The organism is Echinicola salinicaeni (genome assembly GCF_014280965.1).
In the GTDB taxonomy this organism is placed as follows: domain Bacteria; phylum Bacteroidota; class Bacteroidia; order Cytophagales; family Cyclobacteriaceae; genus Echinicola; species Echinicola salinicaeni.
The window spans coordinates 254,315-274,527 of the sequence record NZ_JACODZ010000004.1 but is presented as its reverse complement, the minus strand read 5'-3'; the positions used below and the strand labels follow the sequence as shown (position 1 = coordinate 274,527).

The 20,213-nt window shown below is 37.4% G+C and carries 15 protein-coding genes; 11 read left to right on the top strand and 4 right to left on the bottom strand.

The genetic code is table 11. The features are described 5' to 3' along the window. The first annotated feature begins 51 nt into the window (after nt 1–51). The 5 genes from rsfS (at nt 52) to H7U17_RS09095 (ending at nt 4,998) form a co-directional block, all read left to right on the top strand. Nucleotides 52–399 carry a ribosome silencing factor gene (gene rsfS, locus H7U17_RS09115; protein WP_186756399.1) on the top strand — a complete coding sequence of 116 codons (348 nt, stop codon included), beginning with the start codon at nt 52–54 and terminating at the stop codon, nt 397–399. Nucleotides 400–464: 65 nt separating this feature from the next. Beyond that, nucleotides 465–2,510 carry an ATP-dependent zinc metalloprotease FtsH gene (ftsH, locus tag H7U17_RS09110; RefSeq protein ID WP_186756398.1) on the top strand — a complete coding sequence of 682 codons (2,046 nt, stop codon included), beginning with the start codon at nt 465–467 and terminating at the stop codon, nt 2,508–2,510. A 225-nt stretch (nt 2,511–2,735) separates the two neighbouring features. Further along, the gene (locus tag H7U17_RS09105) at nt 2,736–3,500 is read left to right on the top strand and encodes a UDP-2,3-diacylglucosamine diphosphatase (RefSeq protein ID WP_186756397.1); all 765 of its coding nucleotides are present in this window, start codon (nt 2,736–2,738) and stop codon (nt 3,498–3,500) included. Continuing rightward, on the top strand, nt 3,497–4,309 hold the full coding sequence (locus H7U17_RS09100; RefSeq protein ID WP_186756396.1) for a hypothetical protein: 813 nt from the start codon (nt 3,497–3,499) through the stop codon (nt 4,307–4,309). Before H7U17_RS09105 ends, H7U17_RS09100 begins: the two co-directional genes overlap by 4 nt. Before the next feature lie 209 nt (nt 4,310–4,518). Continuing rightward, complete coding sequence (locus tag H7U17_RS09095) at nt 4,519–4,998, top strand: hypothetical protein (protein WP_230981339.1); 480 nt, start codon at nt 4,519–4,521, stop codon at nt 4,996–4,998. 56 nt (nt 4,999–5,054) lie between these two features. Here H7U17_RS09095 and H7U17_RS09090 read toward each other — a convergent pair whose 3' ends face one another. Continuing rightward, nucleotides 5,055–5,483, bottom strand: coding sequence for an FKBP-type peptidyl-prolyl cis-trans isomerase (locus H7U17_RS09090; RefSeq protein WP_186756395.1), 429 nt, complete (start codon nt 5,481–5,483; stop codon nt 5,055–5,057). A gap of 223 nt (nt 5,484–5,706) precedes the next feature. Between H7U17_RS09090 and H7U17_RS09085 the strand changes: the two genes are divergently transcribed. Continuing rightward, the gene (locus H7U17_RS09085; protein WP_186756394.1) at nt 5,707–7,089 is read left to right on the top strand and encodes a sigma-54-dependent transcriptional regulator; all 1,383 of its coding nucleotides are present in this window, start codon (nt 5,707–5,709) and stop codon (nt 7,087–7,089) included. Beyond that, nucleotides 7,079–8,422, top strand: a complete 1,344-nt coding sequence (locus H7U17_RS09080; RefSeq protein ID WP_186756393.1) for a sensor histidine kinase — start codon at nt 7,079–7,081, stop codon at nt 8,420–8,422. The genes H7U17_RS09085 and H7U17_RS09080 overlap by 11 nt, the downstream gene beginning before the upstream one ends. 132 nt (nt 8,423–8,554) lie before the next feature. On the opposite strand, the gene H7U17_RS09075 is transcribed toward H7U17_RS09080, so the two are convergent. Together H7U17_RS09075 and H7U17_RS09070 are read right to left on the bottom strand one after the other, a co-directional pair. Next, nucleotides 8,555–10,234 (bottom strand): GNAT family N-acetyltransferase, encoded by a 1,680-nt coding sequence (locus tag H7U17_RS09075; protein ID WP_186756392.1) that lies wholly within the window; start codon nt 10,232–10,234, stop codon nt 8,555–8,557. A gap of 55 nt (nt 10,235–10,289) precedes the next feature. Continuing rightward, nucleotides 10,290–11,984, bottom strand: a complete 1,695-nt coding sequence (locus tag H7U17_RS09070; protein WP_186756391.1) for a GNAT family N-acetyltransferase — start codon at nt 11,982–11,984, stop codon at nt 10,290–10,292. Nucleotides 11,985–12,485: 501 nt separating this feature from the next. Here H7U17_RS09070 and H7U17_RS09065 point away from each other — a divergent pair. The 4 genes from H7U17_RS09065 to H7U17_RS09050 all read left to right on the top strand — a co-directional run bounded on the left by H7U17_RS09065 (nt 12,486) and on the right by H7U17_RS09050 (nt 17,914). Beyond that, a complete protein-coding gene (locus tag H7U17_RS09065; protein ID WP_186756390.1) occupies nt 12,486–13,346 on the top strand; it encodes a UDP-2,3-diacylglucosamine diphosphatase in 861 nt (286 codons plus the stop codon). Then, complete coding sequence (locus H7U17_RS09060; protein ID WP_186756389.1) at nt 13,343–14,440, top strand: glycosyltransferase family protein; 1,098 nt, start codon at nt 13,343–13,345, stop codon at nt 14,438–14,440. The genes H7U17_RS09065 and H7U17_RS09060 overlap by 4 nt, the downstream gene beginning before the upstream one ends. A 227-nt stretch (nt 14,441–14,667) precedes the next feature. Then, complete coding sequence (locus H7U17_RS09055) at nt 14,668–17,340, top strand: MGH1-like glycoside hydrolase domain-containing protein (RefSeq protein WP_186756388.1); 2,673 nt, start codon at nt 14,668–14,670, stop codon at nt 17,338–17,340. Next, on the top strand, nt 17,312–17,914 hold the full coding sequence (locus H7U17_RS09050; RefSeq protein ID WP_186756387.1) for a ribonuclease HII: 603 nt from the start codon (nt 17,312–17,314) through the stop codon (nt 17,912–17,914). Before H7U17_RS09055 ends, H7U17_RS09050 begins: the two co-directional genes overlap by 29 nt. Nucleotides 17,915–17,971: 57 nt before the next feature. Here the strand turns inward: H7U17_RS09050 and H7U17_RS09045 are convergent, their stop codons facing one another. After that, entirely contained in the window at nt 17,972–20,206 is a 2,235-nt protein-coding gene (locus tag H7U17_RS09045; RefSeq protein WP_186756386.1) for a GH92 family glycosyl hydrolase, read from the bottom strand. Between the last annotated feature and the right edge of the window lie 7 nt (nt 20,207–20,213).

Genomic DNA, 20,213 nt, shown 5'->3' with positions numbered 1-20,213 from the left:
TATCCTTTTATTGTGGCGTTAATTATGATATTGTAAAATTACAACAAAAGTATGACAGCAGAAGAGCTGAGTAAATTAATCGTGAAAGGGATGGAAGAAAAAAAAGCTTCCGATATCGTGGTGATGGATTTGAGGGATATCAATAATTCTGTTTCCGATTTTTTTGTGATTTGTTCCGGCCAATCAGACACTCAAGTAGAAGCCATTTCTGATTCAATCGAAGAAGAGGTTTTCAAATCCAACAAAGAAAAGCCGTGGAGAAGTGAAGGAAAAAATAATCTGCAATGGATTTTAGTAGATTACGTTGATGTGGTAGCACATGTTTTCCTGAAAGATAAAAGAGAGTTTTATGGACTTGAAGATTTATGGGGGGATGCAAAAGTTACCCATATAAATTAAGTCTTTGTAAACTTTCATTTTTTAAATCCGTTTTACCTAAAGTTTATTGAATTAATATTTAAACGATGAGTGATAAAAACAAAAATAAAAAATTCATTCCCAAACCGCCCCAAAAGCCCAATTTTCAGCTTTGGCTAATCGTCACGGCTGTAATTGTGCTTATCGGCATCACCTACTTTAACCAAAGGAGTGCTGTCATTGATATAACAATGAATCGGTTTGAGGACATGATCCTGAGCAATGATGTGAAGAAGGTAGTGGTGGTCTACAACCAAAATTATGTGGAAGTCACCCTTAAAGAGGAAGCTCTGGAGAATCAGCGTTATAAAGACGAACTAGAATCCCAAAACCCTTTCTTTAATCCCACTGGCCCTCACTATAAAATAACAGTAGCGTCAGTTGATAAATTTGAAGAAGATTTTGACAAATTAGAGGAGAAACTTCCTGAAGAACAAAGAATAGGCACTTCGGCCAAAAAAGAAGAAAGTTGGGGCAACTGGTTTGGTAGCTTTGGCTTCTTGATCTTGGTATTCTTCCTTTTCTGGATCATGATGAGAAGAATGGCTGGACCAAGTGGACCAGGTGGCCAGATTTTCAATGTGGGTAAATCCAAAGCCCAACTGTTTGATGCCGAAAACAAGGTCAAAATCACTTTTGACAATGTAGCCGGATTGGATGAGGCCAAAGAGGAAGTACAAGAAATTGTTGAATTCCTAAAGAACCCGTCCAAATTCACCAAGCTAGGTGGTAAAATTCCTAAGGGCGCTTTATTGGTAGGACCTCCAGGTACTGGTAAAACCTTGTTGGCAAAAGCAGTGGCTGGTGAAGCAGGTGTTCCGTTCTTCACACTTTCAGGTTCTGACTTTGTCGAAATGTTTGTAGGTGTAGGTGCCGCCAGGGTGCGTGACCTCTTCAAGCAGGCCAAAGAAAAAGCACCTTGTATCATCTTTATTGATGAGATAGATGCCATTGGACGTTCTAGAGGTAAAGGCCAAATGCCAGGATCTAATGACGAGCGTGAAAACACACTGAACTCACTATTGGTAGAAATGGATGGTTTCGGTACGGACACTGGCGTCATTGTATTGGCTGCTACTAACCGACCTGATGTATTGGATAGCGCCCTATTGAGAGCAGGTAGATTTGACCGTCAGATCAGTATTGACAAGCCTGACATTTTGGGTAGAGAAGCCATTTTCAAGGTTCACCTAGAACCTATCAAGACCAGCTCTGATATTGACCCTAAAAAACTGGCAGCTCAAACTCCAGGATTTGCTGGTGCTGAAATTGCCAATGTTTGTAATGAAGCGGCCCTTATTGCCGCAAGAAGAAATAAAGCAGCTGTTGATATGCAGGATTTCCAAGATGCCGTTGATAGGGTGATTGGTGGTCTTGAGAAGAAAAACAAAATCATTTCTCCGGAAGAGAAAAAGATTGTTGCCTATCATGAAGCTGGCCATGCCGTGGCAGGCTGGTTCTTGGAGCATGCTGATCCTTTGGTAAAGGTAAGTATTGTACCAAGGGGGATTGCTGCATTAGGTTATGCGCAATATTTGCCAAAAGAACAATTCCTTTATCAAACAGAGCAATTGATTGACGAAATGTGCATGACACTTGGTGGCCGTGCTGCGGAAGAAATTGTCTTTGGCAAGATTTCAACAGGTGCACTTAGTGATCTGGAAAGAGTTACCAAAATGGCTTATTCTATCGTTTCGGTCTATGGTATGAATGATAAAATTGGCAATGTCTCTTTCTATGACAGCAAAGGAAATGATTACAAATTCAGCAAGCCTTACTCTGAGTCCACTGCGGAAACGATTGATGAGGAAGTTAGAAAGCTAATCAACTTTGCATACGAAAGAACCAAAGACCTTTTGAGTCATCGAAAACCAGAATTGGAGACCTTGGCCCAAGAGCTATTGGAAAAAGAGATTATCTTCCAATCTGACCTAGAAAAACTTATTGGTAAACGACCTTTTGACAGTGAAACTACTTATGAAGCATTTACCAGAAAAGTTGACGAAAAAGAATTAGAGGAAAAGAAATCAGCCACTAAGAAAGGTGATAGTTCTTCAGATGTTGAAGAAAGCCTTAGCGAGAAAAAGGACTGAATACTTTAAAATACATGATTCAAAAAAAGCTTTCCTATTTGATTAGGGAAGCTTTTTTTGTTTTCAGCCACATATAGTCCGCAAAACTTACCTTTCCAATAATCAAAAGATTGCTAACTTTGACAACCAAAACGATCAAGCAGGCATAATTAATATCTGCAGTATCGTACTGTCAACCTATAAATTAGCCTTTGCTTACATTTAACATATTCTTTCAGATCATACATGAACATCAACCTTAAGGAAAACCAAAAAATATTTTTCGCTTCTGATTTTCATTTGGGTTCACCCGACCATAAAACCAGTAGAAAAAGGGAAGATAAAATCATCAAATGGCTGAAGAGCATAGAAAACGAAGCAGCTGCTATATTTTTGGTTGGTGATCTCTTTGATTTTTGGTTTGAGTTTGACACAGTTATCCCTAAAGGTTTCATCAGGTTCATGGGCAAAATAGCTCAATTAAGAGACAGGGGAATTCCCATTTTCTTTTTCACTGGGAATCATGACCTATGGATGAAAGATTACTTTACCAAAGAGTTAAATATCCCCGTTTATCACAATCCAATAAACCTTGAAATCAATCATAAGAAATTCCTAATTGGTCATGGAGATGGACTGGGGCCAGGTGATAAAAAATATAAAATCCTTAAAAAGTTTTTTACCAGCAAAGTCTGTCAATTCATATTTAAATGGCTTCATCCTGATATTGGCTTGGCGATTGCTCACAAATGGTCTAGCCAAAGCAGAAGCAGTAATATGGCAAAAAATGAAGACAAGTTCTTAGGGAATGGCGAATGGCTATGGGAATACTGTAAAAATGTTGAAGATAAAATGCACTTTGACTATTATATATTTGGCCATAGACATTTACCTTTAGAACTACCAGTGGGTAAAAATTCCAAATACATTAACCTGGGAGAATGGCTAAGTCAAAACACTTTCGCTGAATTCAATGGAAAAGAATTAAAACTAAAGAAATTCGAAAAATGAGATGCTGGTTGATCTTCTTTCTTTTTTCCTTGAATTCACTATTAAGTTACGGGCAAGAAATAAAATGGAAAGCAATTTTCGATCTTAAAGAAAAAAGCATCAGCCTAGTTGATATTGACAATGATGGCAAAGTCTTAATAGCAGACTCAAGAGGTAATCTGGACCAATACAACCTTTCTGGGGATTCAACCAATCATTATTCTCCCGAATTCCAAGGAACCTTAAGTCAACTTGAAGCAGGAAGAACCTTAAATATTTTTACCTTTTCAAGCGACCTCCAACGTTTTGAGATATTAGATCGATTTATGAGTCCTCGATTTTCAAGCAGATTAAATAACTTAGAATTAGGTAATATTCGGGCCGCTTCCTTGGGCAATAATCAAAAAATATGGCTTTATGATGAAACCAATTTTTCCTTAATCCAATATGATTATCGAAGAAATGTGATTTTACAAGAACAATCTCTCAATCTTATTTTCGATGATACCTATCTAACAATTACTGAAATTACAGAATACCAAAACACACTTTTTATCAATGTTCAAGACAAGGGAATTTTTCTATTTGATAACCAAGCCAACTATATAGGTAAGATCGAATTGATCACGGAGCAAAAATTATCTTTTTCAGGAAACAATATATATACTACATCTGCAAATCAACTAATCAAGGTAGACTATTTGTCAGGAAAGAAAGAAATATTCAATGTCCCTGTCCAAAATATGAAAGTGGCTACCTACCAAGACCTTTTTATTTTTTATAATTCCAGCTTACTTAAAGTTTTTAAAGGGGAATACATCAAAAAGTAAACACTATTCAAAAAAGATTCTTTATCAATAATACTATACTATTCTTAGATAAGCTACATTATTCATAAGCTTAGTATCAATTTTGATTATTCAAATATTAGTTATCAATCTTCAGTTACATTAACAGTAAAAATAATTATTAGAATATTTCTTACAATTATTTAAAAAACATTCGATTTATGGTTTGATTTTTGCAATTTTGCGATCAAATGACAAAACCTTTACCAAGAAAAATTCAACACTTCCTTTTTATATTCGCTTTCCTGTATTTTGGATCAGGAGTAGCAATGAAATATAGTGCCCAGAATTTCCTGAAAAAATCGGAGACCAATCTTACTTTCCCGAAAAATCTAAACAAACCTGATGTAGACTTTGATTTAAAACCTACTGGGCAAAAGAAATTTAAAATAGTATTGGAAGAAAAGATCCCAACCAAAACCACTGTAAAAGTTTTTGACATTATTGGTAACTTAATACTTGAAGATGCCTTAATGCCTGAAGATGGCTTGCAAAAAACTTACGACTTTTCTTATGTTAGCAGTCAACTCTTTGTGGTGGAAGTGGGCAATTCAAAATACAATAAAACGAAAAGCATCTACGCCAATCCTCAAGGTAAAAAAAAAGTGGATGAGCTAAATAAAGACTTTGATGAAGATGAAAATCAAGACGAATCTTCAAAAAATGAATAAAAAAAACCGGCCTAGCCGGTTTTTTTTATTATGTGATATGAAATGCTAAAATTTAATTAAGCGATCTCAACCAATTTTATATCGAAAACCAAATCTTCTCCAGCAAGTGGGTGATTTGCGTCCAAAACAATCTTTTCCGTATCCACCTTAACCACTTTTACTGGTACTGGTTGACCTTGTTGATTTTGAATAGACAGATCCATACCTACTTCAGGCTTGATATCTGCAGGAACTTGTTCGATTGGCACATCAATCATCATATCATCTCTCTTGGCACCATAAGCCTCATCTGAAGGGATAGTTACGCTTTTACCTTGTCCTACCTCCATACCATCTACAGCCTGATCGAAACCTTTAATCATATTTCCATCACCTACTGTAAATTGAAGAGGTTCTCTATTTTCTGAAGAATCGAAAACAGTACCGTCCTTTAACTTCCCTGTGTAGTGTACTTTTACTGTACTTCCTTTAGTTGCTACAGACATTTAATTAATTATTTTTGTGAATAATGATAAAGGTAATACTTTTTGAAAGGGATAAAAAAGAATCCCATATTTGATTTAAAAAGCGTTCATATTCGTCCTTTTTTTGTTCAATTCCGAACATATCTTTATAAAAAACCCCTCATTTACTGTTATTTTGCCTATATTCAATTATGGCATTATTTAAGCAATTGAATGTTAATAACATTACAAAATCAAAATAACAATGGAAGAAAAAAGTCTCGGAAAAATACTGATAGTAGATGATAATGAAGACCTACTTTTCGCTGCAAAAATGCTATTAAAAAAATATGCTAAAGAAGTAACCATAGAAAAGGACCCTAGACGCATTCCATTTTTAGTAAACAATAACAGTTACGATGTAATTTTATTGGACATGAACTTTACCGAGGATACCACATCGGGAAAGGAAGGCTTTCATTGGCTAAAACAAATCAAAGAAATCGATCCAAAATCTGTGGTAATTTTAATTACCGCCTTTGGCGATGTCGAAATGGCCGTACAGGCCTTAAAAGAAGGCGCTACTGATTTTATCCTAAAACCTTGGCAAAACGAAAAACTTTTGGCCACTTTAACCGCTGCAAGTAGACTAAAAGAAAGCTATAATCAGGTAGATTCAATTTCCAGAAAATCAAAACAATTACAAGCAGACCTGAAAAAGCCATTTTCAGAAATCATTGGGCAAAGTGCCGCGATGAAAAACATTTTTTCGATCATTGACAAGGTCGCCCAAACTGATGCCAATGTGCTCATACTGGGAGAAAATGGAACAGGAAAAGAGCTTATTGCCAGAGCTATCCATGATAGGTCTTTGAGAAACGACGAGATATTTGTCGGAGTCGACATGGGAGCAATCACCGAGACTTTATTTGAAAGTGAACTATTTGGTCATAAAAGAGGCGCTTTTACAGATGCCAAGGAAGACAGGGCTGGTAGGTTTGAAGTAGCGGACAAAGGCACTCTTTTTTTGGATGAAATCGGTAATCTAAGCATGCCCTTACAGTCAAAGCTACTGACAGCATTGCAAAAAAGAGAAGTCACCAGAATAGGCACCAACAAATCCATTCCCGTCGATATCAGATTAATCAGTGCCACTAATATGAAAGTCCATGATATGGTCATGGAAAATAGCTTCAGGCAAGATTTATTGTACCGAATCAACACGGTGGAAATCTTCCTGCCACCATTGCGCGATAGGCAAGATGACATCCCTTTACTGGCGAATCATTTTCTAAAAGTCTATGCTAAAAAATACAGAAAAGAATTCAGTGGCTTTAAACCTGCCGCTATTCAGCTCTTGCAGCATTATAGCTGGCCTGGAAATATCAGAGAGCTTCAACATGCCATAGAAAGAGCCATCATTATGGCTGAGGGTAACGAACTGGATAGCAGGGATTTCTTTTTCCTTTCTTCAAAACCAATAGCTGAAAAAGTCAGCAATAACACCAGTCTCAACCTGGACGAAGTAGAAAAAAACGTGATTCAAAAAGCGATTGATAAGAATGGAGGAAATATCTCCAAGGCAGCCAAAGAGCTGGGGCTGACCCGTGCTTCTTTGTACAGAAGATTAGAAAAATATGGATTATAAAGTCGGGTTACTAGGAAGAGTGGTCTTACTTTCCATGACCCTCTTCATACTTTCCTATGCAATACTAAATGAAGCCGGTGTTTTCATCACTTCCTTATTTATCATTTTGGTTATTGCCCAATTGATTTTCCTGGTCAACTATGCAGAAAGCAGTTTCAAAAAGGTCAGGCAATTTTTAGACAATATCAAACAAAATAATTATTCGACGGTCTATCCTGTCAAATTTGATGGAACCGAAACTGACGACCTCCACATTGAATTCAATGCCATTTTGGCAAAGCTAAAGGAAGACCAAGCAGAAAAGGAAGCCAATTACCAATATTTCAGATCTGTATTTCAACACCTCAGTATTGGCCTGATCACCTTTGAGGAAGACGGACAGGTTCAGATCCTCAATACAGCAGCCAAAAGGATGCTCAATATAGATCAGCTCAGCCACATAGAGGAAATTGAAGAAGTCAATAAAGAATTACACTTTGCCATCAAAAACCTGCGCACCGGAGGCAGCGAATTGATAAAAATCGCCCATCCGGATGGTATTATGCAGCTTTCTGTTTATGTCATTGAACTGGTACTTCGAGATGTCAAGTTCAAACTTGTCTCCCTGCAGAATATCCAAAGTGAACTTGAGGAAAAAGAAATGGAAGCTTGGCAAAACCTAGTAAGGGTCTTGACCCATGAAATCATGAACAGCATTGCCCCTATTTCTTCATTGGCCTCCACTATTAAGACCGATATTCAATCACAAATGGATAAGGGAAGCAATATTCCTATCCATGATGTAGAAGACTATTTAATGGGAATAGCGACCATAGAAAAACGCAGTGAAGGCTTGATTGATTTTGTCAGCGATTTCAGAAGCTTGGCCCACATCCCTGTCCCTAAATTCTCAGCAATTAAAATTAATGAACTCTTTGAACAACTGGCTACGCTTTTCAGCCATCAGATAGATGAGTTAAGCATTAAATGTGAGAAAAACATAGAACCTGAAGATTTACTGTTATTCGCTGATAGTTCTTTGATTGAGCAGGTACTGATTAATATTATCCAAAATGCTATCCATGCTGTAGAGGAATCTGAAGAGAAAAAAATCTCACTTAGCGCCTTTATTGATGAGGCAGGAAAAATCATTATTGAAATAAGTGATACGGGTAGAGGAATTGAAGAAGAAGCGCTCAACAAGATCTTTATTCCTTTCTTTACGACCAAACAAAAAGGATCAGGTATTGGCCTCAGCCTATCCAAACAAATAATGAGAAGGCATAAAGGCAATATTCAGGTCAAATCGACTATTGGATCAGGCACCACATTTAAATTAATCTTCAATGCTTAATCTCCCAATTTTCATTAATCAGCAAGGAGGAATATTCATTAAAATCTCTTCAAAAATATCTTGTACAAGTAATTGATCTCTGAGTAATTTAATTCCATTATGAAATCGTTATATAAGGTTTCAGGATTTTTCTCAAACCAATTCTTTGAGTCCTGTATGTTTTGATTTTATTTTTTCGTTTGCTGATAGACAAAGGTTTTCTTTATCTGTTAGCTCGGCTACTTTCTGTTTCACTTTCACTAAAAATGTTGGTAGCTTATCTTGATATTTTTTATGAAGGTACAAGCCATGCAATACAGGTGAATCTTCGGAAATTTTGGATTCATTAGGCCGCTTCTTGTCTTTGAATTTTGACTTTAACCAAACTGACCCAATAAGCCCTCCTTTTATTGTCCAAGTTATGGGGATATCACCTTGTTGTAACTTTTTCAAACAATCAAACAAAAATTGCTGTCTGGTAAGTAATACCCCATCAGGTTCAAAATTCAGCAAATCTTTTAAGGAATTATAATTTATCTCAGTCGAGGGGTCTTCCTGCGGCAAATTTGATTCTTTATCCAAAATGAAATATTTATCATTTATTACTTCAGTGGGCAGGAACGGATGCTTCACCCATGAACTAAGACCAAATCTTTTTATAAGGGAAATTTGCTCTTTGCGTAAGCCCCACTTATGTCTCAGTTTCGATTTTGCTACTTTCGGATTTTTATAGACATTGGCAATGAAAGCATTGCCCCATTTATTCAAAAGGGATTTTATCCTAGAAGACAGTGGATTTTTCTTTTGGGGGTAAACTGTAAGTTTATAAACTGTATCCGAGGTATTTGCCAACCTGTCTTTATATGCCTGCCCCCCTATCGTCAGATCAAGGATCCCTCCCTGTTTTTCATACAAATCATTGATAAGCATTATAAAAATCAAAAATCCCGGTGAATGTCTTGAATATTGGATGGATTGGGTGTTAATTCCTGCACCATGGGACCAGCCTCCCTTTCCGTATGTTCCAGATATTGATGAAATGATTTTTCCGTCCAATTTAAGAACATATAGAAACATCAATCCTTTCTCAAACAACCTTGTATAAAAGGCTTTCTTTTGGGGATTATCCCTAAAAGGAGTTCGGTTATGGATCGCCCCTTGCCTAAAATCATATTGAACCACCAAATCCTCTAACACCGAGTTAATCTTATCTTTACCAGAAATTTGCTCAAAAGTTAAATCTCCAATTCTTTTTAAGCGATTACGATCCTCTCTAAACTGCTTTTTCTTAGTCAATTTCCTGACTACTCCTTCTTTCAGCTCCACATGAGGCCTGTTTATAGGCACTAATTCCCCATATCCATCAAGCGATGGGTCATTTTCCATCCACGCAATGGGAGCACCATTAGGAATGCAGCTTAATACTAGTTTACTTTTATTGAACTTTGATCTTAATAATTTTATTACATTTTTTAAAAAAACACCGTAGTCATTTTCTCTAGCTAACCAGGTTTGATACAATCCGTCTCCTTTTCCTACTCCGGTGATTTCATCTCTGAATCCTCTCCCTTTGCTGAGGAAGATCACAGCTGATAATGTTCCTAAAGAATTGGAAAAAATCATAATAGGCTCGAAGTCCTGAAAAAAAGCTTCATACCATTCAACAACAAACTGGGGACTTTGAAAGATGGTGGACCAAGGACAATCCTCATACAACTCAATCCAGCTTCTCAAGAAGCTCCGATCTTTGAGAATATCCAGCACCTCCATCCCAATCAATATTCTTGTTTGGGAACAGTTTTTTTCTTCCGGACAACCGTTCTTTTGATGCATGATTTCTGTATTTAAAACTTATGTTCTTTATGGCTTAAATGTCTTGGATAAGTTATCAGACTAATGCTGGCCTGAATTCAGAATTTTGAATTACCTGATTTAGCGCTTTATTCCTATCCTCTATAATTAAACAAACCCTTATATCCTCGTTAGGATCCAAAACAGCATTCACTACAGAAAGAATAAAATCACTTACCTGGTCCTCATATTCAACATGACTGTAAATCAGCTCCATAAACCTGACATCCTTTCCTAAAGATTTTTCTTTAACAATTCCATTCTTTCCCCTATAAACCTTGGCACAGGCCAATAAACAGTCCCCCTTAGCATGTGTATAGATAGTATTTTGTCCACTTAAACTGTACATAGCATTTTCCATAAATTCCCACCGCGTAAGACCAGGCTTAACATGCTTATATTTCAACAAATCTTTTATTGAATTCTTTCTAATAGAAACTTCCCTTCCAACTATGGATTCACCCTTAAAAAAATAAAAACTCACATTTTTCTTACTGAGCCCCATATTACCTCTGCCAAAAACATAGCTCCAAATTCCTTTATTTTTCACCATATACCACTGTTTACTCCAAAACAACTCTACAGACATAGGTCGAAATCTCATTTTCAGTAAAACCCCATAAATGAAAACGCGGAATTTTCTCTTTAGGTAAAAAACGGGGTCTTTGGTCAGTACAAAACTATATACAGCATCACTTTCTGTCTTCCAATTTTCCTTGTACTTGTCCCAGCCAGGTGTCAAATCAAAAACATCAACTCCATCACTTACAAGCAATTCACCCAAAAGATAAAAAAGGATAATCCCAGGTGAGTACTTTGCATAAATAGGCGAATAGGTATTAATTCCCTGTAAATGAACCCAATTTTTTCCTCTTAGGGCAACCATTGAGCCTAGCACTTCTCCTTTAATTGAAAGTACAGTCACATGAAGCAAACCCTTCTCAAAAAGTTTTAAATAAAAATCCATTTTTTGTGGACTTTCCCTAAACTGACTTTTATTGAACATGGCTGCCTGCCTAAAGTCAAACTGATCTATGATCTGAGGAAATATTTCTTCAAATTCATGCTTTTCGGTAATCCTTCTAAAATTATATCCTTTGAGTCTTTTTAATTTTTTGAGCTTTGCCTTATACTGGCTTTTGGGGGTGATAACATTGAAGATTTGAGGGGATTTTGTATTCATTAAGGGCCTTCTGAAGGGCTGAATGACCCGCTTATACTTCCACTTGCTGGACTTCTCAAAACCAGCTATTAGACCTTTATCAGGCACATACCTAAATAATATATCTGCTTTTGGGAATTGGTTTAAGATGAGATCAAAAGCCCTTTTGATAAACATTTCATTTTGATCTTTCTCAACTAACCAAACTTGATACTCTGCCTCGTAGAGCCCCGCTCCCTGGATTTTAATTTTCTTAGAATTATCTATATTGTCTTTTGGAATGGTCATCGTCAATAAACCAGTGAGATTTCCCTCGTGATCCGATGAGATCACAATTAAAGGTTCATACTCATCTTTGAACGCCAAATACCAGGAGACAACATACTCTCTGCTCTGAAATACAGTAGCCCAAGGACACTTCTCATAAAGCACAGTCCATTGGTGTATAAAGCCATCATCATCCATCTGTTCAAATGCTTCTTTTCCTACAAGCAAAAAAACTTTCTTTTGCTTAAGATTTGGGCTTGATATTTTTGAGGTGCTAGCTTTCCCCTCTTCAATTAGCTCCATTTTGGACATAATTAAAAAACCATTTAATTCCTATGCTAAATTGGTAATACATATAACCAATGACTTGCCTTCTAGGAGGCGTAGCAACTATCAACCATTTGATATTTTAAAAGCCAATTTTAAAAAAGCCTGATAATTTGCTATCTAAATCAATTACCCATCAATAAGTGTCACCCGAATTCAAACCGGCAGTGTATTGACTCACTAAAAAGCACTAAGGTCATCTATTAAAACATCTTTAAGCCCACATCCTTTATTTATATAAACCCTTGTAAATCTGGCCAATGACATTATATTGTAATAACGTAATAAAAAAAACAAAACAAAAACATTAAATACATTTTTTATCCTTTCAAAATATATTTAATGCTTTTTGTAACAATATTTAATATTAAGGAAATTTTTAAGCTAGAACATTCTCAATCCATATCAATATAGTAATACCCGCTTCACAATCAGTTAATTAGCAGTTTATATATTGATATAAAAATAGGAAAAGCTTTGAAAACACATTTTAAGACCATTGTCGTTTCTGATCTACACCTAGGTACAAAAGGCTCCAAAGCAAAAGAGGTAGTTCGCTTCTTGAAAAACTATCATTGCGAAAACCTTATCCTTAATGGGGATATTATTGACGGGTGGCAGTTGAAAAAGTCTGGATCATGGAAAAGGAAACACACTCGATTTTTTAATAGAATTCTCAAAATGATCGATAATGATAATACAAAGGTATATTATCTTAGGGGAAACCACGACGATTTTTTAGATCAAATTCTACCTTTGGAGATCGGAAACCTTTCCATTCAAAAGGACATAATTTACCAATCACATGGCAAGAAATACTTAGTCCTTCATGGAGATGTTTTTGATAGTATCACTACTAATCTCAGATGGATAGCCTACTTGGGAGACATTGGTTATACTTTCCTTTTATGGTTAAATCGTTTTGTAAACCATTACAGAAGAAAAAGAGGATTAAGCTATTTTTCCCTCTCCCAATACGTTAAAAACAAAGTCAAATCTGCTGTATCCTATATTGACAAATATGAAGAGGAACTAGCCAAGATGGCCAAGGCAAAAGGCTGTGATGGGATCATCTGTGGTCACATCCATAAGGCGGAATCCAGAATGATAGACGGAATTGCTTACCATAATTCTGGTGATTGGGTAGAAACCATGAGTGCCCTGGCAGAGGATTTCGAAGGGAACTGGCAATTGATTCATTATAACGAATTGGACTTTGCCAGGTCTACAAAAGATGAAAAGGTCATCCCATTAAAAGCACCTCATAAATATAGCGAAGTTTCCTTCTTTGGTTCAAACGACAACATCATCCTTCCTCCATCTTCATTTGAATCATGAAATTTGTTTTTATAGTTCAGGGCGAAGGAAGGGGACATATGACCCAAGCCATTGCATTAGCTTCCATATTAGAGCAGCAGGGCCATGAAGTCAAGCATATACTTATTGGTAAAAGTAATAGAAGACAGTTACCTGAATTTGTCCGTAAAAACTTAAAAGCACCTATAATACAATTTGAAAGTCCCAACTTTCATACTGACAAAAAGGGTAAATCAATCAACCTTTTCAAAACCATCACGAAAAACATCCTAAGGTCCAACAAATATATTCATAGCTTAAGGATACTTGATCGGGTGATAAAAGTTGATCAACCAGATATTATTCTCAACTTTTATGATGTACTTGCAGGGATATATAATTTATTCTTTAGGCCAAAAGCAGCATTTTGGACAATAGGGCACCAATACCTCATCTATCATTCATCTTTCCCTTTTGCTCCCAATAGCTTTATTCAGAAAAAATTATTCCAATTTAACACTTCTATAACAGCACTTGGAGCTGACAAACTGCTAGCCCTTTCCTTTAGGGATTACCCCAAAAGCACTCATAAAAAACTGATTGTCATTCCTCCGGTTTTAAGATCAGAAATTCACCGTTTGACCCCAAAGGAAGGAGATTATATCTTAAGTTATATTGTTAATTCAGGTTATGCAGAAGAAATTGTTTTATTTGCACAAGAAAATCCTGAAATAAAAATAGAAGCTTTTTGGGATCGCAGAGAATGCGAAAAAATCTATAAACCACAACCCAATATCACCTTTCATCAAATTGATGACCGGAAATTCCTTGAAAAAATGGCGAACTGTAAAGGTTTGGTCTGCACTGCAGGTTTCGAATCTGTCTGTGAAGCCATGTACTTGGGCAAACAGGTGATGATGATTCCCGTAACCGGCCAATATGAACAAGCCTGTAATGCCATTGATGCACAAAATGCCCATGCTGGCCTGGCCCATCATTCCTTTGATTTCAAGTTATTTTCAGATTATCTGGACAGAGCAAAAAAGAATGACCTAGCATTCAGAAAATGGCAACTTCAATTACCCAAAATGCTTGAAAAAATTATAGCTGAATCGAATTCACCTTCCACTTTATAAGCGTCCAATTCAAGTCAAATTCTTTAATATCCATGGAGTATCAATACATCAAACCCTATAATTTAAAGTATTTTAGAAAAAAACTTAATTGAAAAAAGTGCGTTTCCATCCTGCGCAATCGTTTTCGATAAAAAAAATGAACCATTTTTTAAAATTGGACCTCACAAAGGAAATTAGTTTTCTAAAAATACTTGTAAATTCAACATTTAAGACCTGAAATTATTTCCATGAATATAGAGAGACTAAGACTTAAAGAAGATCAGGATAGGATCAAACATTGGAAAAAATGGGGACCTTATTTAACTGAAAGACAATGGGGTACTGTAAGAGAAGACTATAGTGCGGACGGTTCGGCTTGGGAGAATGTTACTCATGAAGATGCAAGAAGCAAAGCATACCGATGGGGAGAAGAAGGTTTAGGTGGATTTAGCGATCACAAGCAAAAACTCTGCTTGGCTTGGGCCTTTTGGAATGGTAAGGACCCTATGATCAAGGAGCGATTATTTGGTCTAACAGGCAATCAAGGAAATCATGGGGAAGATGTAAAGGAGCTTTACTATTATCTAGATAGCACGCCTACACATAGTTATATGAAAATGCTCTATAAATATCCCCAGAATGAATTCCCCTATAAAGACCTAGAAGAAGAAAATTCCAGAAGAGGAAAACTGGATCCTGAGTACGAAATCATAGATACGGGTATTTTTGATCAGGATGAATATTTTGACATCTTCATTGAATATGCCAAAGAAGACTTTGAGGACATCGTCTCTAGAGCTACTATCCATAACAGGAGCAATGAGGATGCAACGATTTGGGTCATGCCCACCATTTGGTTCAGAAAGACTTGGTTTACTGGTCATGAGCCTTTCCTGCCAAAACTTTCCAAGAAATCTGAAAATCAAATACTGGCCTTTTCACCCAAATCAGGCAACTACCATTTCCACTTTGACGGAAATCCAGAGTTGCTTTTCTGTGATAACGAAACCAATAGGGAAAAACTATATGATATTGGCAACCAGAAGAAATTCTTAAAAGATGCCATCAATGATTATGTCGTAGAGGGCAAAACTAAACACCTTAACCCTGACAATTTTGGCACGAAGGCTGCAGGCCTATACAAAATCCTCATTCCAGCGGGAAAATCCAAAGAGGTAACCTTTAGGATGAAACGCAAGTCGAGCCCTGTAAACATGGAAGAATGTGATGAAATCATTCAAAACAGGCTCCATGATGCAGATGAATTCTACCTAGATCTTCAAGGACATGTTACTGACGAAGAACTCAGGAACATCCAAAGACAGGCCTACGCAGGTATGATGTGGGGAAAACAATTTTACTATTATAATGTAGAACGTTGGCTTGAGGGAGACCCAGGGCGTTATGTCCCTCCCGTAGAAAGAAAAAAAGGCAGGAACCACAACTGGCGTCACCTGCAGAACTATGATATAATTTCCATGCCAGACAAATGGGAATATCCTTGGTATGCAGCTTGGGATTTGGCCTTTCACTGTATCCCCATCGCCAGAATGGACCCTCAATTTGCCAAGGATCAATTATTGGTACTACTAAGTGAATGGTACATGCACCCCAACGGGCAAATACCTGCCTATGAATGGAATTTTAATGATGTCAATCCTCCTATCCATGCTTATGCCATCCAAAGGGTCTTCCAAATAGACAGGAAAATGAATGGTGGAGAGGCGGATTATGAATTCCTTGAGAGAGCCCTGCATAAACTAATGCTTAACTTCACATGGTGGGTAAACCAAAAGGATAGCGATGGACAGAACATCTTTGAAGGAGGCTTTTTGGGCTTGGATAATGTCAGCCTATTTGATCGCTCACATGTGGATCAATTCGGCGCAAAACTAGAACAGGCAGATGCCACCTCCTGGATGGCCATGTTTTGTCTGAATATGCTAAGGATTTCCCTAGATCTCTGCGAAAAAAATAAAGTATACCAATACACTGCCACTAAGTTTTTGGAACATTTTCTTTATATCGCAGGTGCCATGAATAATATCTCTGGGCAAAACATCAGCTTATGGGATGATGAGGATAACTTCTTTTATGATGTCCTCCATATTGATGACAAAGCTCCGAAAAGAATGAAAGTAAGATCCATCGTTGGACTTATTCCTTTATTTGCAGTGGAACCCATAAAGGAAGAAATGTATGAAAACCTTACTGAATTCAAACAACGGTTGGATTTCTTTCTAAAAGAGAAACCTAAGCTTGCTTCTCTTGTTTCGAATTGGATAGAACCAGGCAAGGACAAAAGACATTTGTTCTCTCTCTTACGGGGCCACAGGATGAAAAGCCTTTTAAACAAGCTTTTGGATCCTGAAGAATTTCTTTCTGACTATGGAATAAGGTCTGTTTCTAAATACCATAAAGACCATCCTTACTCCATGAGGCTAAATGGTGAAAAACATACTGTCAAATACACTCCTGGTGAATCAGATACAAGAATGTTTGGTGGCAACTCCAACTGGCGTGGTCCAATTTGGTTTCCTATCAACTGGCTGATCATGGAATCCCTTAAGAAGTTCAATTATTATTATGGCGGAGATTTTCCTATTGAATACCCAACTGGATCTGGAAAATTTATCACCTTGGACATTATTGCGAAAGAACTGTCTCTAAGAAACATTGAAATTTTCAAAAGAAACCAAGAAGGCAAAAGACCGGTATTTGGAGAAAACGAAAAAATGCAGAACGATCCACATTTCAGGGATTATATTCTCTTTTTTGAATATTTCCATGGAGACAATGGTAAGGGACTTGGATCTTCCCACCAAACAGGTTGGACAGGACTAATTGCTGAAATGATCCATAAATATTTTCCAAGGGAAGAAAAAGTAGAAGATGAAGTTGTCACCTTATTTAGAAGCTAACAGATTGGAAGCTGGATGTGATGAAGTAGGCAGAGGTTGCCTTTGTGGCCCTGTGGTAGCCGCTGCAGTCATTCTTCCCAACGATTTTGCCAATGAAATCATTAACGATTCCAAGAAATTAAGCAAGGGAAACAGGGAAAGACTGATAAGCGAAATTAAAGATAAATCCATAGCTTGGGCAGTAGCTGAGGCCTCGGTAGAAGAGATCGATCAAATCAATATCCTAAACGCTTCTTTTCTTGCCATGAACAGGGCCATAGAAGCTTTAAAAACTGATCCAGAACACCTTTTGATAGATGGGAACAAGTTCAAAAACAACCTTAATATCCCTTATGACTGCATTATAAAAGGAGATGGTAAATATGCCAGCATAGCTGCTGCATCCATTTTGGCAAAGGTTCATAGAGATAATTTAATGGCTGAATATGCCAAGGAATACCCTGGGTATGGCTGGGAGAAAAATGCTGGCTACCCTACCCGGCAGCACCGACAAGGCATACTGGAATTAGGCCCTACTCCAATCCACCGTAAATCCTTTAAGCTACTACCAGACCAATTAGAAATCGGTTTTTAAACAAAAAGCCCCAAGGCGTTCATTCACCTTGGGGCTTTTTGTTTATTAATCCAATCTTTACTTTTTAGGACTTGCCCCCATCTCAATCAGCAAATCACCGCCCTTTACCAAATCCTCATGCATCAAAAACTTGGTACTATACGGTTCACCATTAAAAGTGATTTTTTGAATATAAATATTTTCTGAAGAGTTATTCTCGACTGTCAAATTCAGGGTATTTCCATTGTCCATGTGAATCGTAGCTTCGTCAACAGTAGGGCTACCCCAAACATAAGTCCCCCCTGCAGGATTAACCGGATAAAAACCAAGAGAAGAAAGCACCAGCCATGCTGACATTTGCCCTACATCTTCATTTCCGCTTAAGCCATCAGGATCATTAGCATAAAGTTCCTTCAAAATATACCTTACTTTTTCTGCTGTCTTATATTGCTGATCCACGTAACCATACATATAAGTAACATGGTGACTTGGTTCATTCCCCTGTGCATATTGACCAATCAAACCAGTGATATCATTGGAGGCTTCCTCTCCCATATCTCCTTCTACAATAAATAAGGAATCCAACTTGGATATAAAAGCCTCTTTTCCTCCCAGTAATTCAACCAAACCTTCTACATCCTGAGGCACCAAGAAAGTATATTGCCAAGAATTACCTTCTGTAAAATCACCTTTCATATGTATGGATGTAAATGGACTAAATGGTTCCCTCCATTCTGTATCGGAAACTTTGCCCCTCATAAAACCAACCTCAGGGTCGAAGTAATTTTTATAGTACTGTCCCCTTTTCGAGAAGTATTCATAATCCTCCTCCTTGCCCATAGCCTTGGCCATTTGAGCAATGCTCCAATCAGAGAGCGCATATTCCAACCCCTTGGAAACATTCTCTACTTCATCATTTGCTGGTATATATCCAAGCTTTTTCACCTTGTCCAGTCCAAATTCATCCCTCATTGCGGTGGTTTTCACTGCCTCAAATGCCAATTCAGCATCCATTGGAATCCCTTTCAAATAAGCATCAACTATGATAGGAACAGCACTATAACCGGGCATGGTATTGGTCTCATTGCCCATTAAATGCCAAACAGGTAATTTGCCTTGCTGCTCATAGATCTTCAACATGGACTCCACCATATCCACCATTCTATCCTGTTGGGTAATGGTATAAAGTGGACTACATCCTCTGTAAATATCCCATAAAGAGAACGTTGTCAAATTGGTAAAAGTCTGATCATTTCTCACCTCACCATCAGTTCCTCTGTAATCACCATTCACATCATTGAATACTGATGGAGCTATCATGGTATGATATAAAGCAGTATAAAACTTTACCAGTTCATCTTTCTCCTTCATTTCAACCTGCATCTTGTTGAGCTCATGATTCCAAGCTTTATCTGCATCAGCAACCACCTTATCAAAATCCCAATGAGGCAGTTCTTCTTGAAGGTTCAACAAGGCATTTTCTTCACTGACAGGAGAAATCGCCACTTTCATTTCCACTTCCTCATCCTGCTCTGTTTCAAAGCCCAATATGGCCTTTACTGCTCTTGAAGTATATTCATCACCATCCACAGGCTCATTCATATCAAACAAGTCAAAAGACTGTATTGGCTTTGACAAAACCGCCGTAAAAAACAATTTCTGGTCCTCTGCCCAGCCCTTTGAATGACGATAACCTGAAATAGTGGTATCATTTACCATCCTAATATGGGTATCCGTTGGGCTGTCCCAGCCAATTCCTTGTTTCAAATTAATGAGGATCTTGGATTGCTGACTACCCGGAAATGTATATCGGTGAAAACCTACTCTTTCTGTAGCAGTCATTTCTGCAAAGACATCATATCTATCTACCTCTACCGCATAATAACCAGGTTTCATTTGCTCATTATCATGAGAGAAATAGGAGAAATATCCTGTTTCTGGCTGTTCTGGATCACCTTTATAAACCTTGGTATCTCCCACTATCGGCATGACCAATACATCCCCTAGATCACCAATTCCAGTACCACTCAGGTGGGTATGGGCAAAGCCAATAAGCGTCGAATCCGAAATATGATAACCCGAACACCAATCCCAACCTTCTGTCAAATTCACAGGACCTAATTGCACACCACCAAATGGGACGTTCGCTCCTACAAACACATGACCATGCCCTCCAGCCCCAATATATTGATTGACATACTGAGTAAGATCAAGCTCACTATCTTCAATATTGTTTTCATGTTGAGCATTTTGGTTACATGAAAACATTACCATACCTGATAATAACAGAAATGCTACTTGTTTAAAATTCATATCGTCT

Bases quoted from the DNA above. Each gene is read 5' to 3' on its own strand.
- H7U17_RS09070 (WP_186756391.1), bottom strand. From the start codon at position 11,984: ATGGAGCTAATTGAAGAGGGGAAAGCTAGCACCTCAAAAATATCAAGC.
- H7U17_RS09095 (WP_230981339.1), top strand. From the start codon at position 4,519: ATGACAAAACCTTTACCAAGAAAAATTCAACACTTCCTTTTTATATTC.
- H7U17_RS09045 (WP_186756386.1), bottom strand. From the start codon at position 20,206: ATGAATTTTAAACAAGTAGCATTTCTGTTATTATCAGGTATGGTAATG.
- H7U17_RS09105 (WP_186756397.1), top strand. From the start codon at position 2,736: ATGAACATCAACCTTAAGGAAAACCAAAAAATATTTTTCGCTTCTGAT.
- H7U17_RS09050 (WP_186756387.1), top strand. From the start codon at position 17,312: ATGAAGTTGTCACCTTATTTAGAAGCTAACAGATTGGAAGCTGGATGT.
- ftsH (WP_186756398.1), top strand. From the start codon at position 465: ATGAGTGATAAAAACAAAAATAAAAAATTCATTCCCAAACCGCCCCAA.
- H7U17_RS09055 (WP_186756388.1), top strand. From the start codon at position 14,668: ATGAATATAGAGAGACTAAGACTTAAAGAAGATCAGGATAGGATCAAA.
- H7U17_RS09085 (WP_186756394.1), top strand. From the start codon at position 5,707: ATGGAAGAAAAAAGTCTCGGAAAAATACTGATAGTAGATGATAATGAA.
- H7U17_RS09075 (WP_186756392.1), bottom strand. From the start codon at position 10,234: ATGCATCAAAAGAACGGTTGTCCGGAAGAAAAAAACTGTTCCCAAACA.
- H7U17_RS09080 (WP_186756393.1), top strand. From the start codon at position 7,079: ATGGATTATAAAGTCGGGTTACTAGGAAGAGTGGTCTTACTTTCCATG.
- H7U17_RS09100 (WP_186756396.1), top strand. From the start codon at position 3,497: ATGAGATGCTGGTTGATCTTCTTTCTTTTTTCCTTGAATTCACTATTA.
- H7U17_RS09090 (WP_186756395.1), bottom strand. From the start codon at position 5,483: ATGTCTGTAGCAACTAAAGGAAGTACAGTAAAAGTACACTACACAGGG.
- H7U17_RS09060 (WP_186756389.1), top strand. From the start codon at position 13,343: ATGAAATTTGTTTTTATAGTTCAGGGCGAAGGAAGGGGACATATGACC.
- rsfS (WP_186756399.1), top strand. From the start codon at position 52: ATGACAGCAGAAGAGCTGAGTAAATTAATCGTGAAAGGGATGGAAGAA.